Origin of the sequence: Oceanobacillus alkalisoli, from assembly GCF_021556485.1 — a bacterium.
In the GTDB taxonomy this organism is placed as follows: domain Bacteria; phylum Bacillota; class Bacilli; order Bacillales; family Amphibacillaceae; genus Oceanobacillus; species Oceanobacillus alkalisoli.
Window position 1 is genome coordinate 162861 of the sequence record NZ_JAKGBW010000005.1, and the last position, 22905, is coordinate 185765.

The 22905-nt window shown below is 40.2% G+C and carries 20 protein-coding genes; 11 read left to right on the forward strand and 9 right to left on the reverse strand.

The window, feature by feature from the left end; genetic code table 11:
• The first annotated feature begins 57 nt into the window (after positions 1-57).
• Entirely contained in the window at positions 58-1365 is a 1308-nt protein-coding gene (locus LZD48_RS07160) for a S8 family serine peptidase (protein WP_235762048.1), read from the forward strand.
• A gap of 312 nt (positions 1366-1677) precedes the next feature.
• Here the strand turns inward: LZD48_RS07160 and LZD48_RS07165 are convergent, their stop codons facing one another.
• The 5 genes from LZD48_RS07165 to LZD48_RS07185 form a co-directional block, all read right to left on the reverse strand.
• The gene (locus tag LZD48_RS07165; protein ID WP_235762049.1) at positions 1678-1971 is read right to left on the reverse strand and encodes a helix-turn-helix domain-containing protein; all 294 of its coding nucleotides are present in this window, start codon (positions 1969-1971) and stop codon (positions 1678-1680) included.
• Positions 1968-2141: a YvrJ family protein gene (locus LZD48_RS07170; protein WP_235762050.1), complete on the reverse strand. Its 174-nt coding sequence runs from the start codon at positions 2139-2141 to the stop codon at positions 1968-1970. Before LZD48_RS07170 ends, LZD48_RS07165 begins: the two co-directional genes overlap by 4 nt.
• Positions 2138-2773 carry a sigma-70 family RNA polymerase sigma factor gene (locus tag LZD48_RS07175; RefSeq protein ID WP_235762051.1) on the reverse strand — a complete coding sequence of 212 codons (636 nt, stop codon included), beginning with the start codon at positions 2771-2773 and terminating at the stop codon, positions 2138-2140. The genes LZD48_RS07170 and LZD48_RS07175 overlap by 4 nt, the downstream gene beginning before the upstream one ends.
• Before the next feature lie 486 nt (positions 2774-3259).
• Positions 3260-5218, reverse strand: a complete 1959-nt coding sequence (locus LZD48_RS07180; RefSeq protein ID WP_235762052.1) for a TRAP transporter permease — start codon at positions 5216-5218, stop codon at positions 3260-3262.
• Positions 5219-5298: 80 nt separating this feature from the next.
• The gene (locus tag LZD48_RS07185; protein WP_235762120.1) at positions 5299-6285 is read right to left on the reverse strand and encodes a TAXI family TRAP transporter solute-binding subunit; all 987 of its coding nucleotides are present in this window, start codon (positions 6283-6285) and stop codon (positions 5299-5301) included.
• Between the two features lie 245 nt (positions 6286-6530).
• Between LZD48_RS07185 and LZD48_RS07190 the strand changes: the two genes are divergently transcribed.
• The 3 genes from LZD48_RS07190 to LZD48_RS07200 are packed head-to-tail and all read left to right on the forward strand — an operon-like array spanning position 6531 to position 9728.
• A complete protein-coding gene (locus LZD48_RS07190; protein WP_235762053.1) occupies positions 6531-7712 on the forward strand; it encodes an LL-diaminopimelate aminotransferase in 1182 nt (393 codons plus the stop codon).
• A 20-nt stretch (positions 7713-7732) separates the two neighbouring features.
• Positions 7733-9355 carry a thiamine pyrophosphate-dependent enzyme gene (locus tag LZD48_RS07195; protein ID WP_235762121.1) on the forward strand — a complete coding sequence of 541 codons (1623 nt, stop codon included), beginning with the start codon at positions 7733-7735 and terminating at the stop codon, positions 9353-9355.
• A 55-nt stretch (positions 9356-9410) separates the two neighbouring features.
• Positions 9411-9728 carry a DUF3870 domain-containing protein gene (locus LZD48_RS07200; RefSeq protein ID WP_235762054.1) on the forward strand — a complete coding sequence of 106 codons (318 nt, stop codon included), beginning with the start codon at positions 9411-9413 and terminating at the stop codon, positions 9726-9728.
• 48 nt (positions 9729-9776) lie between these two features.
• Here LZD48_RS07200 and LZD48_RS07205 read toward each other — a convergent pair whose 3' ends face one another.
• The 4 genes from LZD48_RS07205 to LZD48_RS07220 form a co-directional block, all read right to left on the reverse strand.
• Positions 9777-10988: an acyl-CoA dehydrogenase family protein gene (locus LZD48_RS07205; protein WP_235762055.1), complete on the reverse strand. Its 1212-nt coding sequence runs from the start codon at positions 10986-10988 to the stop codon at positions 9777-9779.
• A gap of 17 nt (positions 10989-11005) precedes the next feature.
• On the reverse strand, positions 11006-12148 hold the full coding sequence (locus LZD48_RS07210; protein ID WP_235762056.1) for a CaiB/BaiF CoA transferase family protein: 1143 nt from the start codon (positions 12146-12148) through the stop codon (positions 11006-11008).
• A gap of 235 nt (positions 12149-12383) precedes the next feature.
• Complete coding sequence (locus LZD48_RS07215) at positions 12384-13790, reverse strand: APC family permease (protein WP_235762057.1); 1407 nt, start codon at positions 13788-13790, stop codon at positions 12384-12386.
• 75 nt (positions 13791-13865) lie between these two features.
• A complete protein-coding gene (locus tag LZD48_RS07220; protein WP_235762058.1) occupies positions 13866-15218 on the reverse strand; it encodes an aminotransferase family protein in 1353 nt (450 codons plus the stop codon).
• Positions 15219-15574: 356 nt separating this feature from the next.
• Here LZD48_RS07220 and LZD48_RS07225 point away from each other — a divergent pair, with 356 nt between their 5' ends.
• From LZD48_RS07225 to LZD48_RS07255, 7 genes are all read left to right on the forward strand, one after another.
• On the forward strand, positions 15575-16801 hold the full coding sequence (locus LZD48_RS07225; protein ID WP_188856113.1) for an acyl-CoA dehydrogenase: 1227 nt from the start codon (positions 15575-15577) through the stop codon (positions 16799-16801).
• A 1-nt stretch (position 16802) separates the two neighbouring features.
• Entirely contained in the window at positions 16803-17579 is a 777-nt protein-coding gene (locus tag LZD48_RS07230; RefSeq protein ID WP_188856112.1) for an SDR family oxidoreductase, read from the forward strand.
• 65 nt (positions 17580-17644) lie between these two features.
• Positions 17645-18208, forward strand: a complete 564-nt coding sequence (locus LZD48_RS07235; RefSeq protein ID WP_188856111.1) for a TetR/AcrR family transcriptional regulator — start codon at positions 17645-17647, stop codon at positions 18206-18208.
• 171 nt (positions 18209-18379) lie between these two features.
• On the forward strand, positions 18380-19423 hold the full coding sequence (locus LZD48_RS07240) for a phosphotransferase family protein (protein ID WP_235762122.1): 1044 nt from the start codon (positions 18380-18382) through the stop codon (positions 19421-19423).
• Positions 19424-19427: 4 nt separating this feature from the next.
• On the forward strand, positions 19428-20183 hold the full coding sequence (locus LZD48_RS07245; RefSeq protein ID WP_235762059.1) for a 2-phosphosulfolactate phosphatase: 756 nt from the start codon (positions 19428-19430) through the stop codon (positions 20181-20183).
• Between the two features lie 29 nt (positions 20184-20212).
• On the forward strand, positions 20213-21187 hold the full coding sequence (locus tag LZD48_RS07250; RefSeq protein ID WP_235762123.1) for a quinone oxidoreductase family protein: 975 nt from the start codon (positions 20213-20215) through the stop codon (positions 21185-21187).
• A 43-nt stretch (positions 21188-21230) separates the two neighbouring features.
• A complete protein-coding gene (locus LZD48_RS07255; protein WP_235762060.1) occupies positions 21231-22880 on the forward strand; it encodes a long-chain-fatty-acid--CoA ligase in 1650 nt (549 codons plus the stop codon).
• The last annotated feature ends 25 nt before the right edge of the window (positions 22881-22905 follow it).

Here is a 22905-nt window from a genome sequence, read left to right on the forward strand (position 1 = left end):
CTGAAACGATTGAGTTTGATTCTCGGTGAGAGAGGTTTATAACAAAGGAGGAATAACATGAGCAATCAAAGGAAGGTATGGTATGAAAATACTGCACCTAAACTAGATCCAGGCTTAGTGGAACAGTTACGGAGTTTTCCGAAAGCAAACCTGAAATCAACGAAGCGCGATGAGATTCCCATTATCCTTTATCTGAAAAAGAATTGCCAGCAAGATAAAAAAGACGACCTCCTAAAAATATGTAACATGGATTCTCCTAACAAACTAAGTAAAGGATTACCGAGCATTAATGGAGTAAAAGGTCATTTAACACCTGATAAAATCAAACAAATTAAGGATCATGAGGCAGTAGACCGGATTTTTTACGACCGGATTGTAACATCTTATCTGGATATTGCCTGTGAGCAAATAGGAGCGATTCAAGTGCGAGAGCAGTTAGGTTTAACAGGTAAAGGAATTTCCATTGCTGTGATTGATACAGGTGTTCATCCGCATGAAGACCTTGTTCAACCCTCAAATAGAATCATAGCTTTTCATGATTTTATAAACGGGAAAGAGGAGCCATACGACGATAATGGGCATGGAACACACTGCGCAGGAAATGCTGCTGGAAATGGCAGTCTTTCTAGTGGAAAATATACAGGGCCTGCATCAGAAGCTTCCATCATCGGATTAAAAGTATTAGATAACCAAGGTGGAGGCAGGCTTTCAACGATTATTGAAGGTCTGGAATGGTGTATGGAACATAAAGAAGAGCATCATATTCGAATTGTCTCTCTTTCACTCGGAGCTCCTGCCTACGAGTCTTTCAGGGATGACCCGTTGTGCTTAGCTGCTCAAGTTGCTTGGCACCAAGGAATCGTTGTATGTGCCGCTGCCGGGAATAGCGGTCCTGATCAAACGACAATCAGTACGCCAGCAATTGATCCGTTCATTATAACGGTCGGATCAACAGACGATCATAACACATTAGACCGGGAAGATGATCAGATAGCAGATTATTCCAGTAGGGGACCTACAATTGATTCGTTCGTCAAGCCTGACATTTATGCACCTGGAACCAATATTGTATCCCTGCTTGCACCAGGCTCAAGCATCGAATCGGAATTGCCAGAGGTGATTAGAGATGAACATTATATTGAGTTGTCTGGCACATCGATGGCAACCCCGATTTGCGCAGGAGTCATTGCTCTTATGCTCGAAGCGAATCCGAATCTCAGTCCAAACGATGTAAAGAGCATTCTAAAAGCTACGGCCCACCCGACTCTCGGTGATATATGGGGGTATATGGATGCAGAACGTGCCGTAGAAATGGCGAAAAATCATCGATTACATTCTTCAACAAAAGTCGTTCAGGAATGGTAAATTTAAAATAAAGGGAGGACCATAAGTTCTCCCTTTTTCTTTGGTTTGGGAATGATTTGAGGGATTGTTCTTTATCTATTATATGCGACTTGAGGAGGGGCTTGTTAAGCATGTACAATCATTGGCAGTAAAGGGGCGAAAGCAAGAAAAATAAAGAGGCATGGGGTATTCTCCTCCCACTTGAAGAATACTTGGGGAGATTTGCGTTATGTAGCCGTTCCCCTGAAAATGAAAGGGAACGGGACTTAGTGGCTGACGATAAATAAATTTGGTAACTCTATGATTATATAGAATTTGTATCCTCTCCCCCTATCATGAATGTTTAACTGGGTAATTAGAGTTTTCTTTTGCTTGATGTTCTGTTCCATGTTGTTCCTTTAATCGATTGGTAAATTCCCAAAAACCGTACGTATTATTGTAATCATACTTCCTGATAATCTCTATCACTCTAATTTTTAGTTCTTGGTATAAATCGGTCTGTTCTTGAGGTGAGGTTTCTTTTAATGATGCTCTGATTTTAGGTTCGAATAGGGTAAGAACAATTTCAAGTGATTCGGCATCATTATACTTTTGCACTTTTTTCGTTAAATCAATGAGTCTCGTCACGAAAGATCCCTCCTTAATTTGTTGATCGTATCCGATAAATCTTTAGAATGTTTTTCTAAACGTTCCATCCTGATTTCATAGCGTATTAGTAAAAACAATGCTACGATGACGGGGAATCCAACATTTTCTATAATATCAATCAAACCGGAAAGAGCAGAGATATCCATCATGTTTTATCCTCCTCTGCCAATAGTTGTCTTTTAAGCTCCTTTAAAGCTCTGTTTCTCGTCTTGGAAATGGATTGTTGGGATACACCTTCTTTAGCGGCGATTTCCGTATCAGACATGTTGCAAAGATACGCTTGATTTAAAATTTGTTTCTGCCTGGAAGTAAGGGAAGCAAAAGCTTGAAAAAGAGTTGGATTTTCAATATAGCATAGCAAATCCTGGTTATTTGCCAGCACTGCTTCATCAACAGGGATAGCATGTTTATCTGTGATAACATCTTTGAAGGAGATGTTGTTCTTCGTTTCGTCATGGATTGGCTGGTCCAAAATTAGTAATTGATTTCCTCTGTACATGTTAACTTTTTTGTCATAACGAATGGCATGTCTTCGCAATTCGTTTGATAATTGACTAATTAGCCTAATCTCGGCAAAATGGTCTTGGAATGCCTGATCTAAAGCTTGATTCGTTTTAGGCGTCGGATGGCGAATGGATTGATTGAGTAGAAAAAAATTTTCCTTCTTAAGCAAAAAAGACTGTACTAACCGATTTCGGAAAATTAATTCATTTTCGGCAATAAATTTTTTTGCCCACATGTACTCACATTGTTTCCCATCAAAAATTATAGTTTCTTCCATCCTTTTTTTCCTCCTTTCTATTTAATAAAGGCAAAATTGACGATTATTATACAACCTTAGACGGGCTTCAATTAGTCAATTATAATAAATATTTACAATAATTTCTATATAATCTAAAATTGCTCATTTTGACGAAAAAAAGTCTTATTCGGGACATTTATGATACTTTTTAGAAAGATGGGGAGAATATAACTAAGCTTCAGGTACTGAAATTGCAAAGGCTGGGGGAAGGGATATAGAAAGTCAGTGGATTCAATCGACAATCGTGTACAATGGATTAGGACCAAGGCGCCTAAAAATTTTACAATTCATTGGATAACAGAGGTAAATGTTTCGGGAGTTTCTGTATTTTTAATTTTCGTGGTTGTTGTTAAAAAAGCTAGAAAGGATGAACGCAGTTGATCAACAATCCTAGCTTTTTTACATCATGTTTATAATGTTGATTCCGCTTCCATTAATCTGTTCTTTTGATATCATTAAACTCTTTTATACCGGTACATTCATGCTCATATTTCCGCCGCCGTCCTTATGCCGTTTTTGAATGTACCAGATCACTAATACTAAAACTAAGCCGATCGTACTGCTTACTATATTTGGAACGATCAAAATAATACCAGCCATGAAAAGAATAACCCGCTCCCAAAAATAAGAATTCCGAGCAAAGTAGCCGATGACTGCACTGCTTACAGCAATCATACCTAATAACGCTGTTGCGAGCGTAATGACGAGCCTTATAGGTGTAACGTCTACTAGTACGAGAATAGAGTCATAAACAAATATATACGGGATAATAAATGCTGCTATTGCGAGTTTCACAGCGATGACCCCAGACTTAAACGGATTTGCCCTCGCTATTCCTGCCCCTGCGTATGCGGCGAGACAGACAGGTGGTGTAATATCCGCTGCAATACCGAAATAAAAGACAAACATATGTGCAGCGATTGGTGCGACACCGAATTCATTAATAAGCGCTGGCGCTGCAATCGTCGCTGTTACCACGTAATTTGCCGTTGTCGGTAATCCCATGCCAAGAATCAAACAAGCAATCATCGTGAAGAATAGTGCTAAAAATAAATGTCCACTTGATAATGCAATAATACCAGAAGCAAATTTAGAACCGAGACCAGTAATACTGACTACTCCCGCGATTATCCCTGCAGTAGCAACGGCAGCTATTACCGGTAAGGCGACACGCGCTCCTTGCTCAAGTACATGGATCGTTTGTTTGAAACCCAGCCTTGATTCCTTTCGAATTAAACTGACTAAAAATGCGGATAATATCCCTAATAAAGCTGCCCGCTGTGGGGTAAACCCAATCATCACTGTTCCGATGACGACAGCTAAAGGTAAGAGCATATATCCATACTTAAACATTAATTTTCGAAAACTTGGAAGTTCTGATTTTGGCAGACCGACAATACCTAATCTTTTAGCTTCAAAATGTGTCCCAATAAATATCCCAGTAAAATACAAAACGGCAGGAACTGCAGCTGCAATCATAATCGTTGCGTAGGACACGCCTAAGTATTCCATCATAATAAATGCGGCCGCCCCCATTACGGGCGGCATAATTTGTCCACCTGTTGATGCTGATGCTTCCGTTGCCGCAGCAAACTCCGGTTTAAATCCAGCCTTTTTCATCATCGGTATCGTAAAGGAACCGGAAGCAACAGTATTACCGACAGAACTTCCAGAAACCATTCCTTGCAATGCACTAGCCGCTACAGCTGCTTTTGCCGTTCCGCCAGTATATCTTCCTGTTAATGCGAATGCAAGATCATTGAAAAACTTACCGATTTTAGTGTGTACGAGGACTACACCAAAAAATAGAAAGAGGAAAATAAACTTCGCTGAAATTTGAATGGGTGTGCCGAACACTCCACTTTCCTTATACCATAAATCGGTTGCCAAGCGGTCAACTGCAAACCCTGGGTGAGACAAGATCTGTGTTGGTATAAAATTACCAAATAAAGCGTAAAGGATCGTTACGCTAGCAACGATTACAATCGGTAAGCCAACCGTACGGCGGGTTGCCTCGAGTAAGAGAAGGATACCCAGTATAGAAATGATCGTATCGGGCATACTATAGCCTGCAATCCGACTCTCTAAAATCGAATCGAAAAAGATGACTTTATGATACGTTACATACATAGCGAAAAACGCGAGAAGAACGTCATACCAAGGAATCGTCTTCTGTATTTTCTGCAGGCCGCTTTTTGCTGGGAAAAGTAAGAAGATAATACCGAGTGCCGTTCCTAAGTGGACAGCACCTTGTTGTTGGGATGGAAGGTTTCCGAAGTAGCCCATATATAAATGGAAAGCAGTTAAGGCTACACCTAAAAATGTGACAATCCATGCCCATTTTCCGATATTCTCCCGGAAATTACTCTCTTTATCGTATTTCTCCAAGATTTCCTTAACATCGATTTCTTTGTTATCTTTCACCTCATCACATCCTTATCCAAAAAGATAAACGATGAGGGACCTTTACATAAAGATCCCTCCAACATTTGCGAATGATGAAATTAAAAGTCATCGAGACTTTCGATACCAGTAGTTTCACGAGTTATAATTTGGATAACTTCTGGATAAATATGACCGATAAATGCAGCATTTTCAACTTTCTCTCCTTCAAAATCGGCTTCCCCGTTAATCGCAGCTTGTGCAGGAACGTGAACGGTCATGCCGAGGTCGATATCCCCGTTCCGTATTCCAACAAGGTTTTCAATCGATGCTCCGGTTTCTGTATTCGTTATATTGATGTCATCAATATGATTATTCCAAATATTAGCCATTTCCCCTCCGAGTGGATAATAGGTTCCTCCCTGACTGCCGGTTCCTAAGATTAGCTCAAGCTTCGAGTCCATTGTATTTAATTCTGCTACAGGGTTATCTACTGTTAAACCTTGTTCTTCATAATAACGTTTTGCACCCGGATGGATCGGCAGTCCCTCTGCTCCGAGAAGCGCATTTTCTAACGTCATATGTTGGGACTGTGCATGTGTATTTTCGTTCGCATGCTCAACCATACTTTTAGCAAGCTCATAACCAAGATCTTCATCAATTGTATCAGTGCTTGCCATTAGAATGGCATAGGCAGTCACGGTGTCGATATCTGATTCAAGAAAATCGTACGTATCTTGTGGAATCGTAAAGCGCCTATATCCACTATTATCTTCAATATGTGCGATCGCTTCATCGGACAGCTCCAGCATTTTCACATCACCAACAGATGCTTGTAAGCTTTCAATGTTACCTGCAGGCAAACCTAAAATACCAATTGAAATATCAATGTTTCCGTCCTGAACGCCATCTGCCGCATCTCCAAAACCTTCTTGAAAGGCATTGTAATCACCATCACCAATCCCGTAAGCATCGAGAATTAAACTTGATGCCGTATTCGTTTCACTTGCTGGAGGACCAATTGCTATATTTTTCTTACCTTCTCCACAAGCAGTAAGAACGAGTAACATGCTCCCCATCAACAATAAAAAATAAATTAAATGCTTCATCTTCAACTTTATCGATCCCCTTTTCCTATTTAATTTGTCCACTTTTTAAACGTTCTTTGGTAACACATAGAAAAGGCAAGCTAGCCAAGTTATTACAAAATATGATGCAGAGCCTATTCGTATTACAAAAACTTTAAATGGGAGCAGTTTACTTTCCTAGAAAATTGTTATTCCTTTTCTTCTAAAAATGTGATTCTTTCAATACGATAGAACAAGACAAAAATGATCTATTTGGGAGGTAAAAAATGATTACGGTAGCTGATAAGGTGAAAAATTTACCGGCCTATGTATTTTCCGAGTTTCAGCATAAAAAAGCGGAACTTGAGAGAAAAGGAGTGGATGTGATTGATTTAGGGATTGGCGCTCCCGATTTACCTACGCCCGATTTTGTTTATGAGCGGCTCGTGCTTGAGGCAAAGAATCCTGCTAACCATCGCTATTCCCCTTACAGTGGCTGCTCTGAATTTAAAGAAGCAGTAGCAGAATTTTATAAAAAACAATATGACGTCGATCTGGATCCCGATAAAGAAATATTGGCATTAATCGGTTCGAAAGAAGGGATTGCCAATCTGTTCCAGGCGGTTTTAAACCCGGGTGATGCGGTGTTCGTTCCTGACCCAGGTTACCCGGTATATACAAAAGGTGTTCTTTTAGCTGGTGGTGAAAATATATTATTGCCATTGCATCAAGAAGCAGGATACATTCCGCAGTTTGGCAGGATTTCAAAAAAGAACAAGCAACGGGCTAAGATTCTGCTGTTAAATTATCCAAGCAATCCGCTCGGTGCAACTATTGAATTAAACACATTTAAGGAAGCTGCGACTTTTTCAAAGAATAATAATATCTTGCTTGTCAATGATGCGGCATATGATTTGATAACGTTTGACGATTATAAAGCTCCAAGTGTCCTGCAAGTTCCAGGCGCAAAGGACCTAGCTGTGGAATTTGGTTCGCTATCGAAAAGCTTTAATATGACAGGCTGGCGAATCGGTTATGTAGTCGGAAATAAAAATATTATAAAAGCTTTAACCACATTAAAAAGCAATATTGATTCTTCTCAGTTTCTTGCTGTGCAAAAGGCTGCCGCTACAGCGTTACGGAGTGATTTAGCTGCAGTCAGGGAGCATAATGCTATTTATCAAGAGCGGATGGAAAGACTACACACTGCACTAAACGAATTAGGGATTTATACGGAAAAAACGCGAGGAACAATCTTTCTTTGGGCAAAGGTGCCAGCCGGTTTTACGTCAAAGCGTTTTGCAAACAAACTGTTGGAAGAGGCCGGAGTGATTGTTACCCCAGGAACAGCTTTTGGTCCAACAGGCGAAGGGTATATTCGAATTGCTCTAACGGTGAGTAAAGAGCGATTGGATGAAGTCGTGCATCGTTTGAGAGAACTCAGGTTGAAGGGAGAGTATGGTTCGTGACTGTTGTAAACAATAAAAAAATGTCCGCGGCACACGCCCTTGTCGAATGTTTGAAAAGGGCGGATGTGGAAAAAGTGTTCTGTGTGCCGGGTGAGAGTTATTTACCGGTTCTGGACGCACTTTACGATGCGGAGTCGATTGAAGTTATTTCGGCAAGACATGAAGGCGGGGCTGCTTTTATGGCGGAAGGCTATGCAAAAGCAGCCAGCAAAGCAGGGATCGTTTTCGCGACAAGGGGAGTGGGTGCGGCGAATCTGTCTATCGGCGTACACACGGCTATGCAAGATTCAACGCCAATGCTCGTCTTTCTTGGTCAGGTCCATCGAAAGTTCAGAGGAAGAGAAGGGTTTCAGGAAGTGGAATTGACACAGTTTTTTGCGCCAATTGTGAAGTGGGCTGTCGAAGTGAAAGATCCGGAAAGAATGCCTGAAATTGTGGAACGTGCTTTTCGAATAGCTGAAACCGGGAGACCTGGACCGGTCATCATTTCCCTACCCGAGGATGTTTTGCCGCTTAAGGGAGAGATGCAATTTGGCCCACTACTACAAATACCAAGACCAACCCCTAGTGAAAACGATATCCAGCGAGTGGAAGAAACACTGTCTAAAGCAAAACGTCCAATCATCATTGCTGGTGGTGGCGTGAAACGTGCAGAAGCGATTTTACAAAACGTTGCTGAAAAATTCGCTATTCCAGTACTAGCTGCTTTTCGGAGACACGATGTTTTTCCTCATCATCATCCACTATATGCCGGTCACCTCGGACTTGGGACGGACCCTGAAATAGTGAAGACAGTAGAAGAGGCAGATGTCATTCTTGCATTAGGTACGCGTCTATCGGAAATAACGACACAGGATTATTCCATTATTACACCGGAGAAAAAACTGATTCATATTGATATTGACTTTGATGCGCTTGGGAAGGTGTATGCTCCTGATGTGGGAATTGTTGCCGATATAAAAGAAGCCTTAACCGTAATGGGGAAAATGACTGTGAAAGCTAATTGGGTTGAATGGGTGAAGGAACGAAGGCGAGCCTATACGGCTGTGAGCAATTTAGACATAAAAGAAGGGGAAGTGATGAATAAACAGATTATCCATGCGCTTGCAAAAAATCTTCCTGATGATGCACTCCTTACAACAGATGCAGGTAACTTCGCCGGCTGGCTGCATGCATTCTTTCCATTTAAAGAAAAACAACGCTATATTGGACCCACGTCTGGTGCAATGGGATACGGCATGCCCGCAGCGCTTGGAGCAAAGCTAGCATTCCCAAGTCGACCGGTTATCGCCTTATCCGGTGATGGGGGATTTATGATGACGGTTCAGGAATTGGAAACGGCCGTCAGACATCGTATCCCTGTTATTTGTCTCGTATTTAACAATAATATGTATGGCACAATTCGCATGCATCAGGAAATGCATTATCCAGAGCGGGTAATCGGAACTGATTTAGGCTATGTCTCGTTTAAGGATTTAGCAAAAAGCGTCGGAGCGGATGGATATCTGGTTAATACTGCTGAACATTTTGAACAAGTTCTGCGTGTTGTATTATCTAAAAATAATGTTGCGGTGATTGAAATCCTCACAAGTAAAGAGGAAATCTCTGTTTCATCTACTATTTCAAAGATACGAAAATCGTAATCCATGATATATTTATAATAGAGAAAACTCTTTATATGAATGGAGATGGAGAGAGATGAACACAGTCTTTATCGCAGGGCATTCAAGACTACCATCAGGAATGGCGGCAAAAAATATCTATGAAACATTGACAATTACTGCAGAAATCGATAAGAAGTATGGCGTGATCGTGACAGCAAGTTGTACACTCGCAACAGAGCATGGTAGAGATTTTGTTCAATATTTACTAAAAGGGCATAGTTTGCAAGATGGAATTGATAAGCCCGTGCAAGTGATTAGAGAGCATTATCTGGGAAAGGCCGGTAACGCGCTCGCTTCGGCAGTGAAGGATTTATATAAACAGTACGAGAATATGGTTAAAACAGCAGAATGAAAAAATGACGAATTCCTCTAGTTGGTTCGGAGGAATTCGTCATTGAATTTAGATACCGTGCACGGTTGAAGATTCTTCCCAAGCAGGCAGCATGTGATTAAGGGTTTTATCCTGACGAAGCCCGAGGACATATTCCGCTTGCATAATCGTATGAATTTCTCTCGTCCCTTCATAAATAACAGGGGCTTTTGAGTTACGTAAATATCTTTCTACCGGGTATTCATCAGAGTAGCCGTATGCCCCGTGGATTTGGACGGCGTCATCCGCAGCCCGGTTGGCAAAATCACAAGCCTGCCATTTGGCAAGGGATGTTTCTCTCGTGTTCCGTTTGCCTTGATTTTTTAACGCCCCCGCACGATAAACGAGCAGTCTGCTCATTTGAAAACCAGCTTCCATTTTGGCAATCATCTGTTGTACAAGTTGATGCTTCCCAATTTCTTTCCCGAAAGTTTCCCGTTCCTGACAGTATTTCACACTAGCCTCGAGACAAGCCATAATTTGCCCAACGGCACCGGCTGCAACGGTAAAGCGTCCATTGTCAAGGGCTGACATGGCAATCTTAAAGCCTTCTCCTTCTTCACCAAGCAGGTTTTCTTTCGGTACCTTCACGTTATCGAAAAAGATTTCCCCAGTATTCCCAGAACGGATACCATGTTTCCCTTTAATTGCTTTAGAGGAAAAACCATCCCACTCCCGCTCCACGATAAAAGCGGAAATTCCTTTATGTTTTTCTGACCTATCACCAGTATAGGCAAACACTAAAAAGTTGTCTGCGAGATCACAAAGGGAAATCCATGTCTTTTGACCGTTTAAAATATAATGGTCTCCATCTTTAACAGCGCTCGTTTCTAAAGCTGCAACATCCGAACCAGCAGCTGGTTCCGTGAGACCGAATGCGCCGATTTTTTCCCCCTTTGCTTGTGGAACGAGATATTTCTGCTTTTGTTCTTCTGTCCCCCATTGCAGCAACGTCATGCTATTTAATCCAGTATGGACGGAAACGGCTGTCCGAAATGCCGTATCGCCGCGCTCAAGTTCTTCACAGACAATCGCAAGAGAATTGTAATCCATGCCGCTACCGCCATATTCCTCTGGGATACATACCCCCATGAGACCGAGTTCGGAAATTTTGTCAATTATACGTGGATCAAATTGTCCTGTGCGGTCCCAATCGGCAATATACGGCATGATTTCTTTATCGGTAAAATCTCTAACTGTTTTACGTAGCATATTTTGTTCTTCCGTGAATTCAAAGTTCATCTGATCATCTCCCAGATTTAGTTTTTTGTTTTTTGATTCATGAATTCCTCATTATGCTCCCCAACGTTAGGCGGGTGGTGACGGTATGTTACGGGAGTTCTCGATAATTTGAGTGGACTGCCAATCATTTTAATATGTCCGGCAGTCGGATGTTCGGTACTGATAAACATTTCTCGAGCAAGGAGCTGCGGGTCTTTCGTTACCTCTTCTAAATTTTGTATCGGTCCGCATGGAATATTACTTTCATTACAACGCTTTTGCCAATAGGCAGTCGAATTCTTTGTAAATACTTCTTGTAATAAAGGAACCAACTGCTCGCGGTTCTCTACGCGGTCGGGATTCGTTAAAAATTTCTCATCTGTTGCTAATTCGGGCTTTTCCAGAACACTGCATAATGCCTTGTATTGGTTGTCATTCCCAACCGCAATAACAATTTCACCGTCAGCTGTTTTAAATGTCTGGTAAGGTACAATGTTTGCATGATGATTCCCTAAATCCTCAGGAATTTTCCCTGACATTAAATAGTTACTTCCGATATTAACGAGTGAACTTACCGCACTGTCATATAAGGAAATATCGAGTTTTTGTCCCTTTCCTGACGTATTTCTTTCCAGCAGGGCAGCTTGGATGCCAACACACGCATATAGCCCGGTTAATACATCTGTAATGGCGACACCGAGCTTTTGTGGTCCAGAAGTTTTATCACCGGTAATACTCATCAATCCGCTCATTGCTTGCACGATAAAATCATAGCCGGGCATCGCTTTATTTGGTCCTGTTTCGCCAAAACCGGTGATGGAGCAGAAGACAATTCCAGGATTTAAGTTTGAAACGGTTTCAAACCCGAGTCCAAGTCTTTCCATCGTGCCAGTTTTGAAGTTGTTGATCATGACATCACTTTCTTTTACTAATTTCTTAATGAAGCTGATTCCTTCCTCCGTCTTTAAATCGACCGTAATACTTTTCTTGTTCCGATTCGCACTTAGGTAATAAGCGCTCACACCTTCTTGGAAGGGGGGACCCCATTTACGGGTATCATCACTCCCGCCGGGTGCTTCGACTTTAATCACTTCTGCACCGAGGTCACCTAGAATCATCGTGCAATAAGGACCGGCGAGTACCCGGGACAGATCTAGAACTTTAAAATTGGAAAGAGCCATGGATGAACCTCCTTTCAAATGTATTAAAAAAGCCAGCTCAAATGATATACAGCATCCTGTAAATCAATTTGAACTGGCTTTTGACTGTTGGAACAATCCTTGGAGGGACTGTAAACAGATTAGGCAGTTTTACTATTTTAATTGTTAGATTGATCATGTGGCACGAGTGTGGATGCGCCTTAACACGATTCATTATTCTTATTATAATATATTCTAAAATTTTTGTAAACAATGATTAAGCAATACGGTCAATTTCTTTTTTCATATGTTCCTCCGCGTTTTCTTTCCCGTATTTCCGCATCGAATAGTTATAAAAAACAGTTCCAATTAAAAACCAAAATCCGATAATAATCCATTCCGGAATGCCTAAAGCAGATGGCATGCCCGGTAAATATAAAGTGGCGATTCCAAAAGCAAGAATGGTTGCAATCCAGCCAATTACCGATCCGCCGCGAAGTTTGAATGGGCGCTCCATTTCCGGTGCCTTTTTTCGTAGGATGACAAAGGAAAGGGCGACCATAGACCAACCGATCACAAGTCCGATTCCCCCAGCATCGACAAACCAGACAAGGGCAGGGCGACCGAGCAGTGGCGCCATCGTGGACAGAAGTGCGATCAAAATAATTGCTTTATGCGGGGTTCGGTATTTAGGGTGTAACTCGCCTAGGAACTTTGGTAACATGCCGGCTTTTGCAAGGGCATAAATTGCTCTACTGCCACCAACGTAAAATCCTAACCAGCTTGTCAAAATCCCACCGATTCCACCTAAAACAAGAATGTTAGCCATTAATTGACTTCCGCCAAAAGCATTCCCCATTGCATCCGCAGTTGCTAAATTTGTTGCTGCGAGTTCTGAGGGTGTCATCACGCGAGATACGCCGAATATAATGGCAACATACCAGATGACGGCTAAAATAACAGAAAAAATGAGCAGTTGTCCGATTCGCTTTTTAGGTAGATTTATTTCTTCTGCAGCCTGCGGGATAACGTCAAACCCTACAAACATAAATGGCGTCATCACAACGACAGTCAGCAATCCGGCAAATCCATTTTGAAAGAATGGCTCCATTGTTGCAGTGGTACCAGTAACGCTACTACCTGTAATGAGTAATATACCAGCGATAATAATTAATAATGTCAGGATAATATTGATGAAAGAAGTTAATTTAATTCCACGATAGTTTACCCAAGCGATGAAAATTGAACCGATCATCCCTGTACCAGCCCAAGTGATTGTTACATCCCAACCTTGGATAGTGTATAAATAGCCTTGACTAAAGTTCGGAATTAAATATTCGAATACGGTCGGTAAGGCAACAGCTTCGAATGCGACAACAGATACATAGCCAAAAATGATAGCCCATGTTGTAACAAAGGACATAACCCGCCCCATGGCTTTATACGTATAGACAAATTCACCACCAACGAGCGGCATCGCAGCAGCGAGTTCCGCATAAGTAAGACCTACGAAGATTACCATGATCCCACCGATAACAAAAGCTAAAATTGCTCCTAATGACCCAGCTTCATTAATCCAAATCCCTGTCGTGACAACCCAGCCCCAGCCAATCATAGCGCCAAAAGCAAGTGCCAATACGTCTTTATTGCCTAACAGTTTTAGTAGCTTTTGATCTGAATCCATTTAAGCCCTCCTTGCTGGAATTTGGAATGGAGAGTGGGATTCATTGTAAGGATGGAATCCCACCTGTGAAAAAGTTTATTTTAAAACAGCAGATAATCCCTTTCTCACTTCTTGTATCGCATCATGCAGTTTCCCGATCATTGTCTCAATTTGTTGTTCATTTATAATGAGAGGCGGACAGAAACAGATAATATCGGTTCCTTCATATGTTACCGCTCGGCAGATCACACCGCGCTGATGCAGTGCTTCGATTACTTTCGGAGCTACTTGCAAATCACTTGCAAACCGCTTATTTGTGGCAGGATCTTCCACAAGCTCCACGGCACCAAGTAAGCCAACAGCACGAACATCTCCAACAATGTCGAGTTCTTCTTTTAGCTTTTTAAAACCATTAAGCATTACTTCTCCCATTTTCCGTGCGTTCTCTAGCAGTCCTTCATTTTCCATGATTTCAATATTTTTTAGACCAACAGCAGTCGCAGTAGGGTGGCCACTATACGTGTAACCATGGAAAAGAGTACCAGCAGACTTTTCTTTTAATACATTATGGATTTGATCAGAGACAATAACGCCACCAAGCTGGATATACCCGCTTGTAACCCCTTTTGCAAAGGAAATAATGTCAGGAGTAACGCAATAATGTTCAACACCAAACCACTTTCCAGTTCGTCCAAATCCAGTGATTACTTCATCTGCAATATACAAAATTCCATATTCGTCACAAAGGTTCCGGACTTCTTGCAAGTAGCCTTCTGGTGGCACGAGCACACCGCCGGCTCCTTGAATCGGTTCTGCAATAAAGGCGGCGACTGTTTCAGGACCTTCACTTTCAATAACGGACCGGAGTGAGGAAAGGGCTTTATCTTTGCCATTGCCATATGGATTATCTGCATGATAAATATCTGTCATCATTTTCCCTGCCATATTCCAAAATTCAGGAATCCCTGTAGCGCTTGTCGAGGCAGCAGCAACGCCATGATAGGCTCGGTTGATTCCAATAATTTTCCGTCTCTCCGGTTTATCCTGAACGCGCCAATAATGTCTTGCGAGTTTTATTGCTGTATCATTTGATTCTGAGCCACCGGATGTAAAGAATACTGCGTTTAATCCTTCGGGAGCAAGAGAGCTGATTTTTTCAGCAAGTACTATCGCTGGCTCATGGCTGAAAGTAGAAAAAGTTGAACTAAAAGCTAACTTTTTCATTTGTTCTGCGGCCGCGGTAGCGAGTTCATCTCTTCCGTGTCCCACATTCACATTCCATAGAGATGACATCGCATCGATGTAAACGTTATCATTTTTATCCGTCAGATAAATACCATCTCCTTTCTCAACAATCATTTTCGCTCCGTCTTTCTGCTGTTGCTGAATCGATGAAGTTGGATGGATGAAATGCCTCTTGTCTAACTCAATTAATTTTTCTTGATCCATATTCACGCCTCCTTAAAATGATGGAAAATATAAAAAACCAGCAATACTGCGAAAGGCATAGGAAAGAAATCTCCCATACATCTGCACAATATAACTGGTTTTATCTAATGAGTTGCCCTATTTATGCAATAGAGTCGATTAGACTAAGCAGCTAATAATATTCTATTATTTTTAATTTAACGAATATTGAATTGCTTGTCAAGAAAAAGTTATTTTAATATAAGTGCTTCATTTTTGGATGATAATCTAAAAAAACATTGCTTTCTAATAATTGTTTGTTATAATAATACCAAAGATTCAAAAAATACTATCCGGTAGGTTAGTTGTTAGAATAAAATATGAGGAGGAATAAAAAAATGGAATTTACCTACACAGAAAAAGTAGTTAAATTGCAGAAAAAGCTTAATGACTTCATGGAGAAGTATGTCTATCCCAACGAGAAGGTTTACAAGGAGCAGTTAAATCAACAGGAAACTAGATGGTCCACTGTACCTCCAATTATGGAAGAATTGAAAGAGAAAGCGAAGGCAGAAGGATTATGGAATTTGTTTTTACCGGAAAGTGAATATGGTGCAGGATTAACAAATCTCGAGTATGCTCCGCTTTGTGAAATAATGGGAAGATCCATGATAGGTCCTGAAGTATTTAATTGCAGTGCACCCGATACCGGTAATATGGAAGTATTAGTACGTTATGGTTCAGAACAACAAAAAAAGCAATGGCTTGAGCCCCTTCTTGAAGGTGAAATTCGTTCATGCTTCTCGATGACAGAGCCCGATGTTGCTTCGAGTGATGCAACGAATATCGAAACGAGTATTATAAGGGATGGTGACGAATATGTTATTAATGGACGTAAATGGTGGACGTCCGGTGCTGGAGATCCTCGTTGTAAAATTTCAATCGTCATGGGAAAAAATGATCCAAAGGCAGAGAAGTATGAACAACAATCTATGATTCTTGTTCCGTTAGATACAAAAGGCGTTAAGATTGAGCGCATGCTTCCAGTTTTTGGTTATGATGATGCGCCCCATGGTCATGCAGAAATTGTTTATGATAACGTAAGAGTTCCAGCAGAGAATATGCTTTGGGACGAAGGCAAAGGGTTTGCTATCGCTCAAGGACGTTTAGGCCCTGGAAGAATTCATCATTGCATGCGTTTAATTGGAGCTGCGGAACGTGCACTTGAAGATCTGTGTAAGCGCGCTCAACACCGGGAAGCTTTTGGTAAGAAAATTGCTGAGCAAGGTGTTGTTCAGGAATGGATTGCAGATTCCCGTATTGAAATTGAGCAAGCACGTTTACTAACTCTAAAAGCCGCATACATGATGGATACGGTAGGAAATAAAGAAGCAAAAGCTGAAATTGCGATGATTAAAGTTGTTGCGCCAAGTATGGCACTTAGAGTCATTGATCGAGCCATTCAAGCACATGGTGGTGCAGGGGTTAGTGAAGATTTTACCTTAGCAAACCATTGGGCAAATTCGCGAACACTTAGACTTGCGGATGGACCAGATGAGGTGCACCGCCGCCAACTTGCTAGATTAGAACTTAAAAAGCATAAGCTAGCTCAGGAGGTATATTAAAGTGACTGTATTCGATTTGTTTCGATTAGAAGGAAAAACAGCAATTATTACTGGTGGTGGACGTGGATTGGGGGCACAAATGGCACAGGCTTTTGCAGAAGCAGGAGCAAATGTTGTTGTTTGTTCCCGGAAATTGGAGTCCTGTAAAGAAACAAGTGAGGAACTAAAGAAGTTAGGAGTCGATTCGTTAGCATTTAGTTGTGATGTAACGAACCATGACGATATAAAGAGGGTTGTTAAAGAAACGGTAGAACATTTCGGGTCCATTGATATTTTAGTGAATAACAGCGGAGCTACATGGGGTGCATCAGTTGTTGATATGCCAATAGAGGCATGGCATAAGGTGATAGATGTGAATATTACTGGAACTTATCTCATGAGTTTAGAAGTTGGAAAGGTAATGATAGACCAAAATAAAGGGAAAATTATCAATATCGCTTCGATCGCCGGTTTTGGCGGTACAAACCCTGAAGTAATGGATACGATAGGATATAATACGAGCAAAGGTGCTGTTATAACGTTTACAAAAGATTTGGCAGTAAAATGGGGAAAACATAATATAAATGTAAATGCGATCGCCCCAGGTTTTTTTCCAACAAAAATGGCACGGGGATTATTAGAAAAAGGCGGAGACGAAATTTTACAAGGAACACCCTTGAATCGATTTGGGAATGACCAAGATTTGAAAGGAGCTGCATTATTTCTCGCGTCAAAAGCATCGGACTTTGTAACAGGTGATATTTTAACTGTTGATGGCGGATCTCACGCTTTTGCTTAGTGAAATATTACAGACCTTGTGGTAAGTTAAGAGTAACAAAATTATAAACTTGCGAGGTCAGACAAATGAAAAGTGAAATTGTAAAACAAAGTATTTTATTATTTGAAAAAAAGGGCTTTAGTACCACTTCCATTCAAGATATAGTGGATGAACTAGATGTTACAAAAGGTACATTTTATTACTACTATTCTAGTAAAGAGCAATTATTAATGGATATTCATGAGGAATATATAACAAAATTATTAGAAGCTCAGTATGAAATTATAAACAGAAGTTACACATCATATAAAGACCAATTAATTGAAATTATTCGTTTAATAATTACAGACATTGTTGAAAATGGTTCAAGTGCTCGTGTCTTTTTCCGTGAGATGCGACATTTATCCGAAAAGCACATTAAAATAATCAAAGAGAAGCGTAAACAATTCCGCTTAAATATTGAAAGTATTGTTGAGGAAGGAATTAAACATGGGGAAATTAGAGATGATTTACGTCCAGATATGATTTCATTTGGAATAGTTGGGATAACAAACTGGAGTTATAATTGGTATAAAACAGAAGGTGAAGTAACGCCAGAACAATTGGTATCCATTTATTCTAAAATGATACTAACTGGTATAGAAAAGTAGTATTGTAACTTTGGCTCTACAAATTTCATTTTTACTATTTACTAATAGAATATGCTTTGCATGCTGACCGGATAGTATGCAAACGAAAGTCCCGACATATTGCTAAGAAGCTGCATAATGAGCAGTGTCGTGAGAGGAGATAGATAGGTGAAATCTTTATATAGAGACACAATGCCTGTTAGAAAAGGTGAAGAGCTGGATAGGAAAACACTTTATCATTATATTCGGGAAAAGATGCCTGAAGTTCCAAGTGGAGAATTAGAAATTGAACAATTCGGTGCAGGAGCATCTAACCTTACCTATCTATTGCGAATAGGAGCGTGGGAGGCAGTATTACGACGACCTCCCCTTGGACCGGTTGCTCCAAAAGCTCATGATATGGAAAGGGAATACAAGATATTATCTAGTTTATATCCATTATACCCAACAGCACCAAAACCTTATCACTTTTCGAAAAATGAGGAAGTTGTGGGAAGCCCTTTTTTTATCATGGAACGCAGAAAAGGCATAGTTCTTGATTCAACTTTTCCTGAAGGGGTAACTTATGACGAGCAATTAGGAAAGAAAATTTCAAAATTAATGGTTGAAAGATTAGTTGAATTACATCGTATTGATTATAAAAAAACAGAATTAGTGCATATCACAAAACCAGATGGATTCATGGAGCGTCAAGTAGCTGGTTGGATTAAGCGTTATGATAACGCAAAGACAAGTGAGATTTCTGGACTCAAAGAATTAACAAATTGGATGCAGAAAAGTATTCCATCTTCACCTAAACCGACAATTATTCATTATGATTATAAACTAAATAATGCAATGTTTTCTGAGGACTTTAGTGAAATGATTGGTTTGTTTGATTGGGAGATGACAACTGTCGGTGATCCCCTTGCAGATTTAGGTGTTGCTTTATCGTATTGGACACAGCCAGATGATCCTGAACAATTGAAAACAGGGTTAGGAAAAGCATCTGTAACAACATGGGGGGGATTTTTTACTCGAGAAGAATTTTCGGAACATTACGCAAATAGGAGCGGTCGTGACGTATCAATGATTAATTTTTACCTTACTTTTGCTTACTTTAAACTAGCGGTAATATGTCAACAAATTTATTATCGGTACTTTAAGGGACAGACGAGTGATCCAAGATTTGCTCAGCTAGATCAATATACAGAAACTTTAATTCAATATGCATTGGATTCTGCGAGGGGGCTGTGATTCGTTGAAAGTTCATTTGCTTCTCAAAAAGGAAGAAATAGATACGGTACAAATGAGTGACGATAAAATTGCAGTTGTGTTTGATGTATTACTGGCAACCTCCACAATCATTTCATGTTTGCAATTTGGTGCAAAAGAAGTAATCCCTGTAATGAATGGGGAAGAAGCAATTCTTATGGCTAAGGGTTATAAAACAGAGGATGTTGCCCTCGTTGGGGAATATGACGGTATTACAATTGATGGTTTTTTAAGCCCAGCCCCATCAAGATTAGAAGAACATGTAAAGAATAAAACAGTCTTACTATCTACTACGAATGGAACCGTTGCGATACGGCAATCAGCTCCAGCGAAAGAGGTTTATATTGCTTCCTTGTTAAATGGAGAGGCTGTAAGTAAACAGATTATAAAGACCTATGATAATGAGACAATAATTGTCGTTTGCTCTGGATCATCGAATCAATTTTGTCTTGAAGATTTTTATGGGGCTGGTTATTTTATTGAGCAATTGGTAAAAGAGTATGGTTTAAATAATATTGAATTAACGGATAGCGCATTAGCATCTAGAATATTCTATCAAAATTTATCCCATGAAGCCTATAATGTTCTAAGTGAATCAAGAGTTGGCCAAATGCTACACTCCCACGAACTCCAACAAGATCTAGCATTTGTTAGCAAACAAGGTGAATCATCGATTATACCCATACTATTGGAAAAGAAAATAATTTGTTTGGAAAAAATGGAAACTTGTAAGGGAAAATAATGAGTGAGAATCGGGAGGAAAGTGGAATGATGAAAGGAATTCAATTTAAAGAATTTGGTGGTCCCGATGTGTTGGAACTCATCGAGATGGAAATACCAGCATTTAGTCAAGATGAAGTATTAATTGAAGTAAAAGCTATTGGTGTGAATTATGCTGATACCGCCAGGAGGGAAGGTAATTATGTTGTACCGACACCGTTACCATTTGTTCCAGGCGCAGAAATCGCAGGGGTAGTAAAGAAGGTTGGAAAAAATGTCCAAGATATAAAGGAAGGAATGCGAGTTGTAACGTTAATCGGTTCAGGAGGGTATGCGGAATATGCTGTTGTGCATCCGAGTCAGCTAATTCCTATTCCTAAAGATGTGTCTTTCGAAAGAGCTGTTGCATTACCACTACAAGGGTTAAGTGCTTATCATATTTTGAAAACAATGGGGAGATTGGAAGAAGGAGAAACAGTGCTTGTTCACGCAGCTGCGGGAGGAGTCGGCTCTATTGCAGTACAGCTTGCCAAAAAAATAGGAGCAAAAAAAGTGATCGCAACGGCAAGTACGAAGGAGAAATTAGCTTTTGCAAAGGAGATGGGAGCGAACTACACTGTTAATTATTCAGAAGATGGATGGGAGAAGGAAATCCGTGAATTAACAGATGGTAAAGGTGTTGATTTAGCTCTAGAAATGGTAGGGGGAGAGGTTTTTAATAAAACAGTGAAATGCTTGGCCGCTTTTGGTAGGCTCGTCATTTATGGCGCAGCGAGCGGTGAACAGTCAGAATTTGATCCAAGAATTTTAATGCGACGTAATCAATCAATTATTGGATTTTTCCTACCACAGATAATGAGTAAACCTGCTTTGTATCAAAAGAGCTTACAGGAACTACTAGAGTATATGAATAACGGTGAATTAGTACTCACAATTGGCGGAACTTATCCATTAAGCGACGCTGCCAAAGTTCATAGGAAGTTGCAGGGAAGAGAAACAAAAGGAAAGCTTGTGTTACTTCCGTAGTAAAGATAATTTCATGCAATAGCTAAAGAGGAGGAGTCTATACATGAATAAAAATCATTTTAAGTTTTGGCCGCCTCGTTTATCTAAAAGTTTAACAATACCGAAGACAACCATATATGATAACCTAGTCATTTCAACAAAAAAATATCCTGATAAAATTGCCATACATTATTATGGAAGAAGTATTACGTATACAGAGCTACTTGAGGAAGTCGAGATACTTGCTGGGTATTTAAAAAAGAAATTAGGGGTAGAAAAGCAAGAGAAAGTATTGTTGTTTATGCAGAATTCTCCACAATACCTCATAAGCTTCTTTGCTATTTTGCGCCTACGGGCTGTAGTTGTTCCAATTAATCCGATGAGCACGACGCAGGACTTAGCGTTTTATGTGAAGGATTGCAATATTAATTATGCAATTATTGGGGAGGAATTGTATGACAATATAGTCCCATTAATAAAAGAAACTTCCTTGAATAATATCATAGTAACTTCGTATTCCGAATACTCAGGTGAGTATAACGAGAATAATGATTTCAAACCTAATCTTGCGAATAATAATCAAAAGCTATCTAATGTTATTTTTTGGAAAGATGCTTTAAGTGAAACCTATCAAATAGATGAATATGATGGCTTAGAAGATGATGTAGCAATGATTCCCTATACGTCTGGAACAACAGGGATGCCGAAAGGATGTATTCACCCCAATAGAACAATTCAGGCAAATACTGTAGGAGCAAGCCTATGGATGAATATGACAGCTGATGCGATTCCATTGTTAACTCTACCATTATTTCATGTAACAGGGTTAATTCACAGTGCACTTGCCCCTATTCAATCAGGTAGTACGATCGTGATGATGACCCGTTGGAATCGTGATTATGCAGCGAAGGAAATGGAGAGACATGGTTGTACACATTGGATTAATATAAGCACGATGTTAATAGACTTTTTATCAAATCCAAATATGAATAGTTATAGCTTATCTTCCTTACAAGTAATAGGAGGTGGAGGAGCACCGCTTCCGGAAGCAGTAGGAGAACAATTGTATGAGAGAACAGGTCTTCGTTATTATGAGGGATACGGTCTGACAGAGACCATATCACATACGCACTTCAATCCACCAAATCGTCCTAAATTACAATGCTTGGGAATCCCTTCATTTGATGTGGATGCTAGAGTAATAGACCTAGCTACGGGAAGTGAGGTTGGACCTCATGAACTAGGAGAGCTTGTGGTCAATGGGCCCCAAGTCTTTTCCGGCTATTACAATCGAGAGGATGAGAATAAGGTATCACATATAGAGATAGATGGAAAACAGTTTTTTCGAACAGGTGATATTGTGAAAATGGATGAAGAAGGGTACTTTTTTATTGTGGATCGATTAAAGCGAATGATAAATGCTTCAGGATTTAAAATATGGCCGACAGAAGTAGAAGCTATCTTATATAAGCATCCAGCCGTTGAACAGGCATGTGTAGTAAGTGCTCCAGATAAAAAGCGTGGAGAAACTGTAAAAGCCTTTATCATATTGAAGACTGATTTTATCGGTAAAATAAAGGAAGATGAAATTATAGAATGGTCGAAAAGTCAAATGGCAGCGTATAAATATCCACGTATTATTGAGTTTGTCGAAAGCTTTCCAACAACTTCAAGTGGAAAAATATTATGGAGAGAATTACAAGAGAAAAGCTAACAGAATCTATTATTTTAAATCCTTT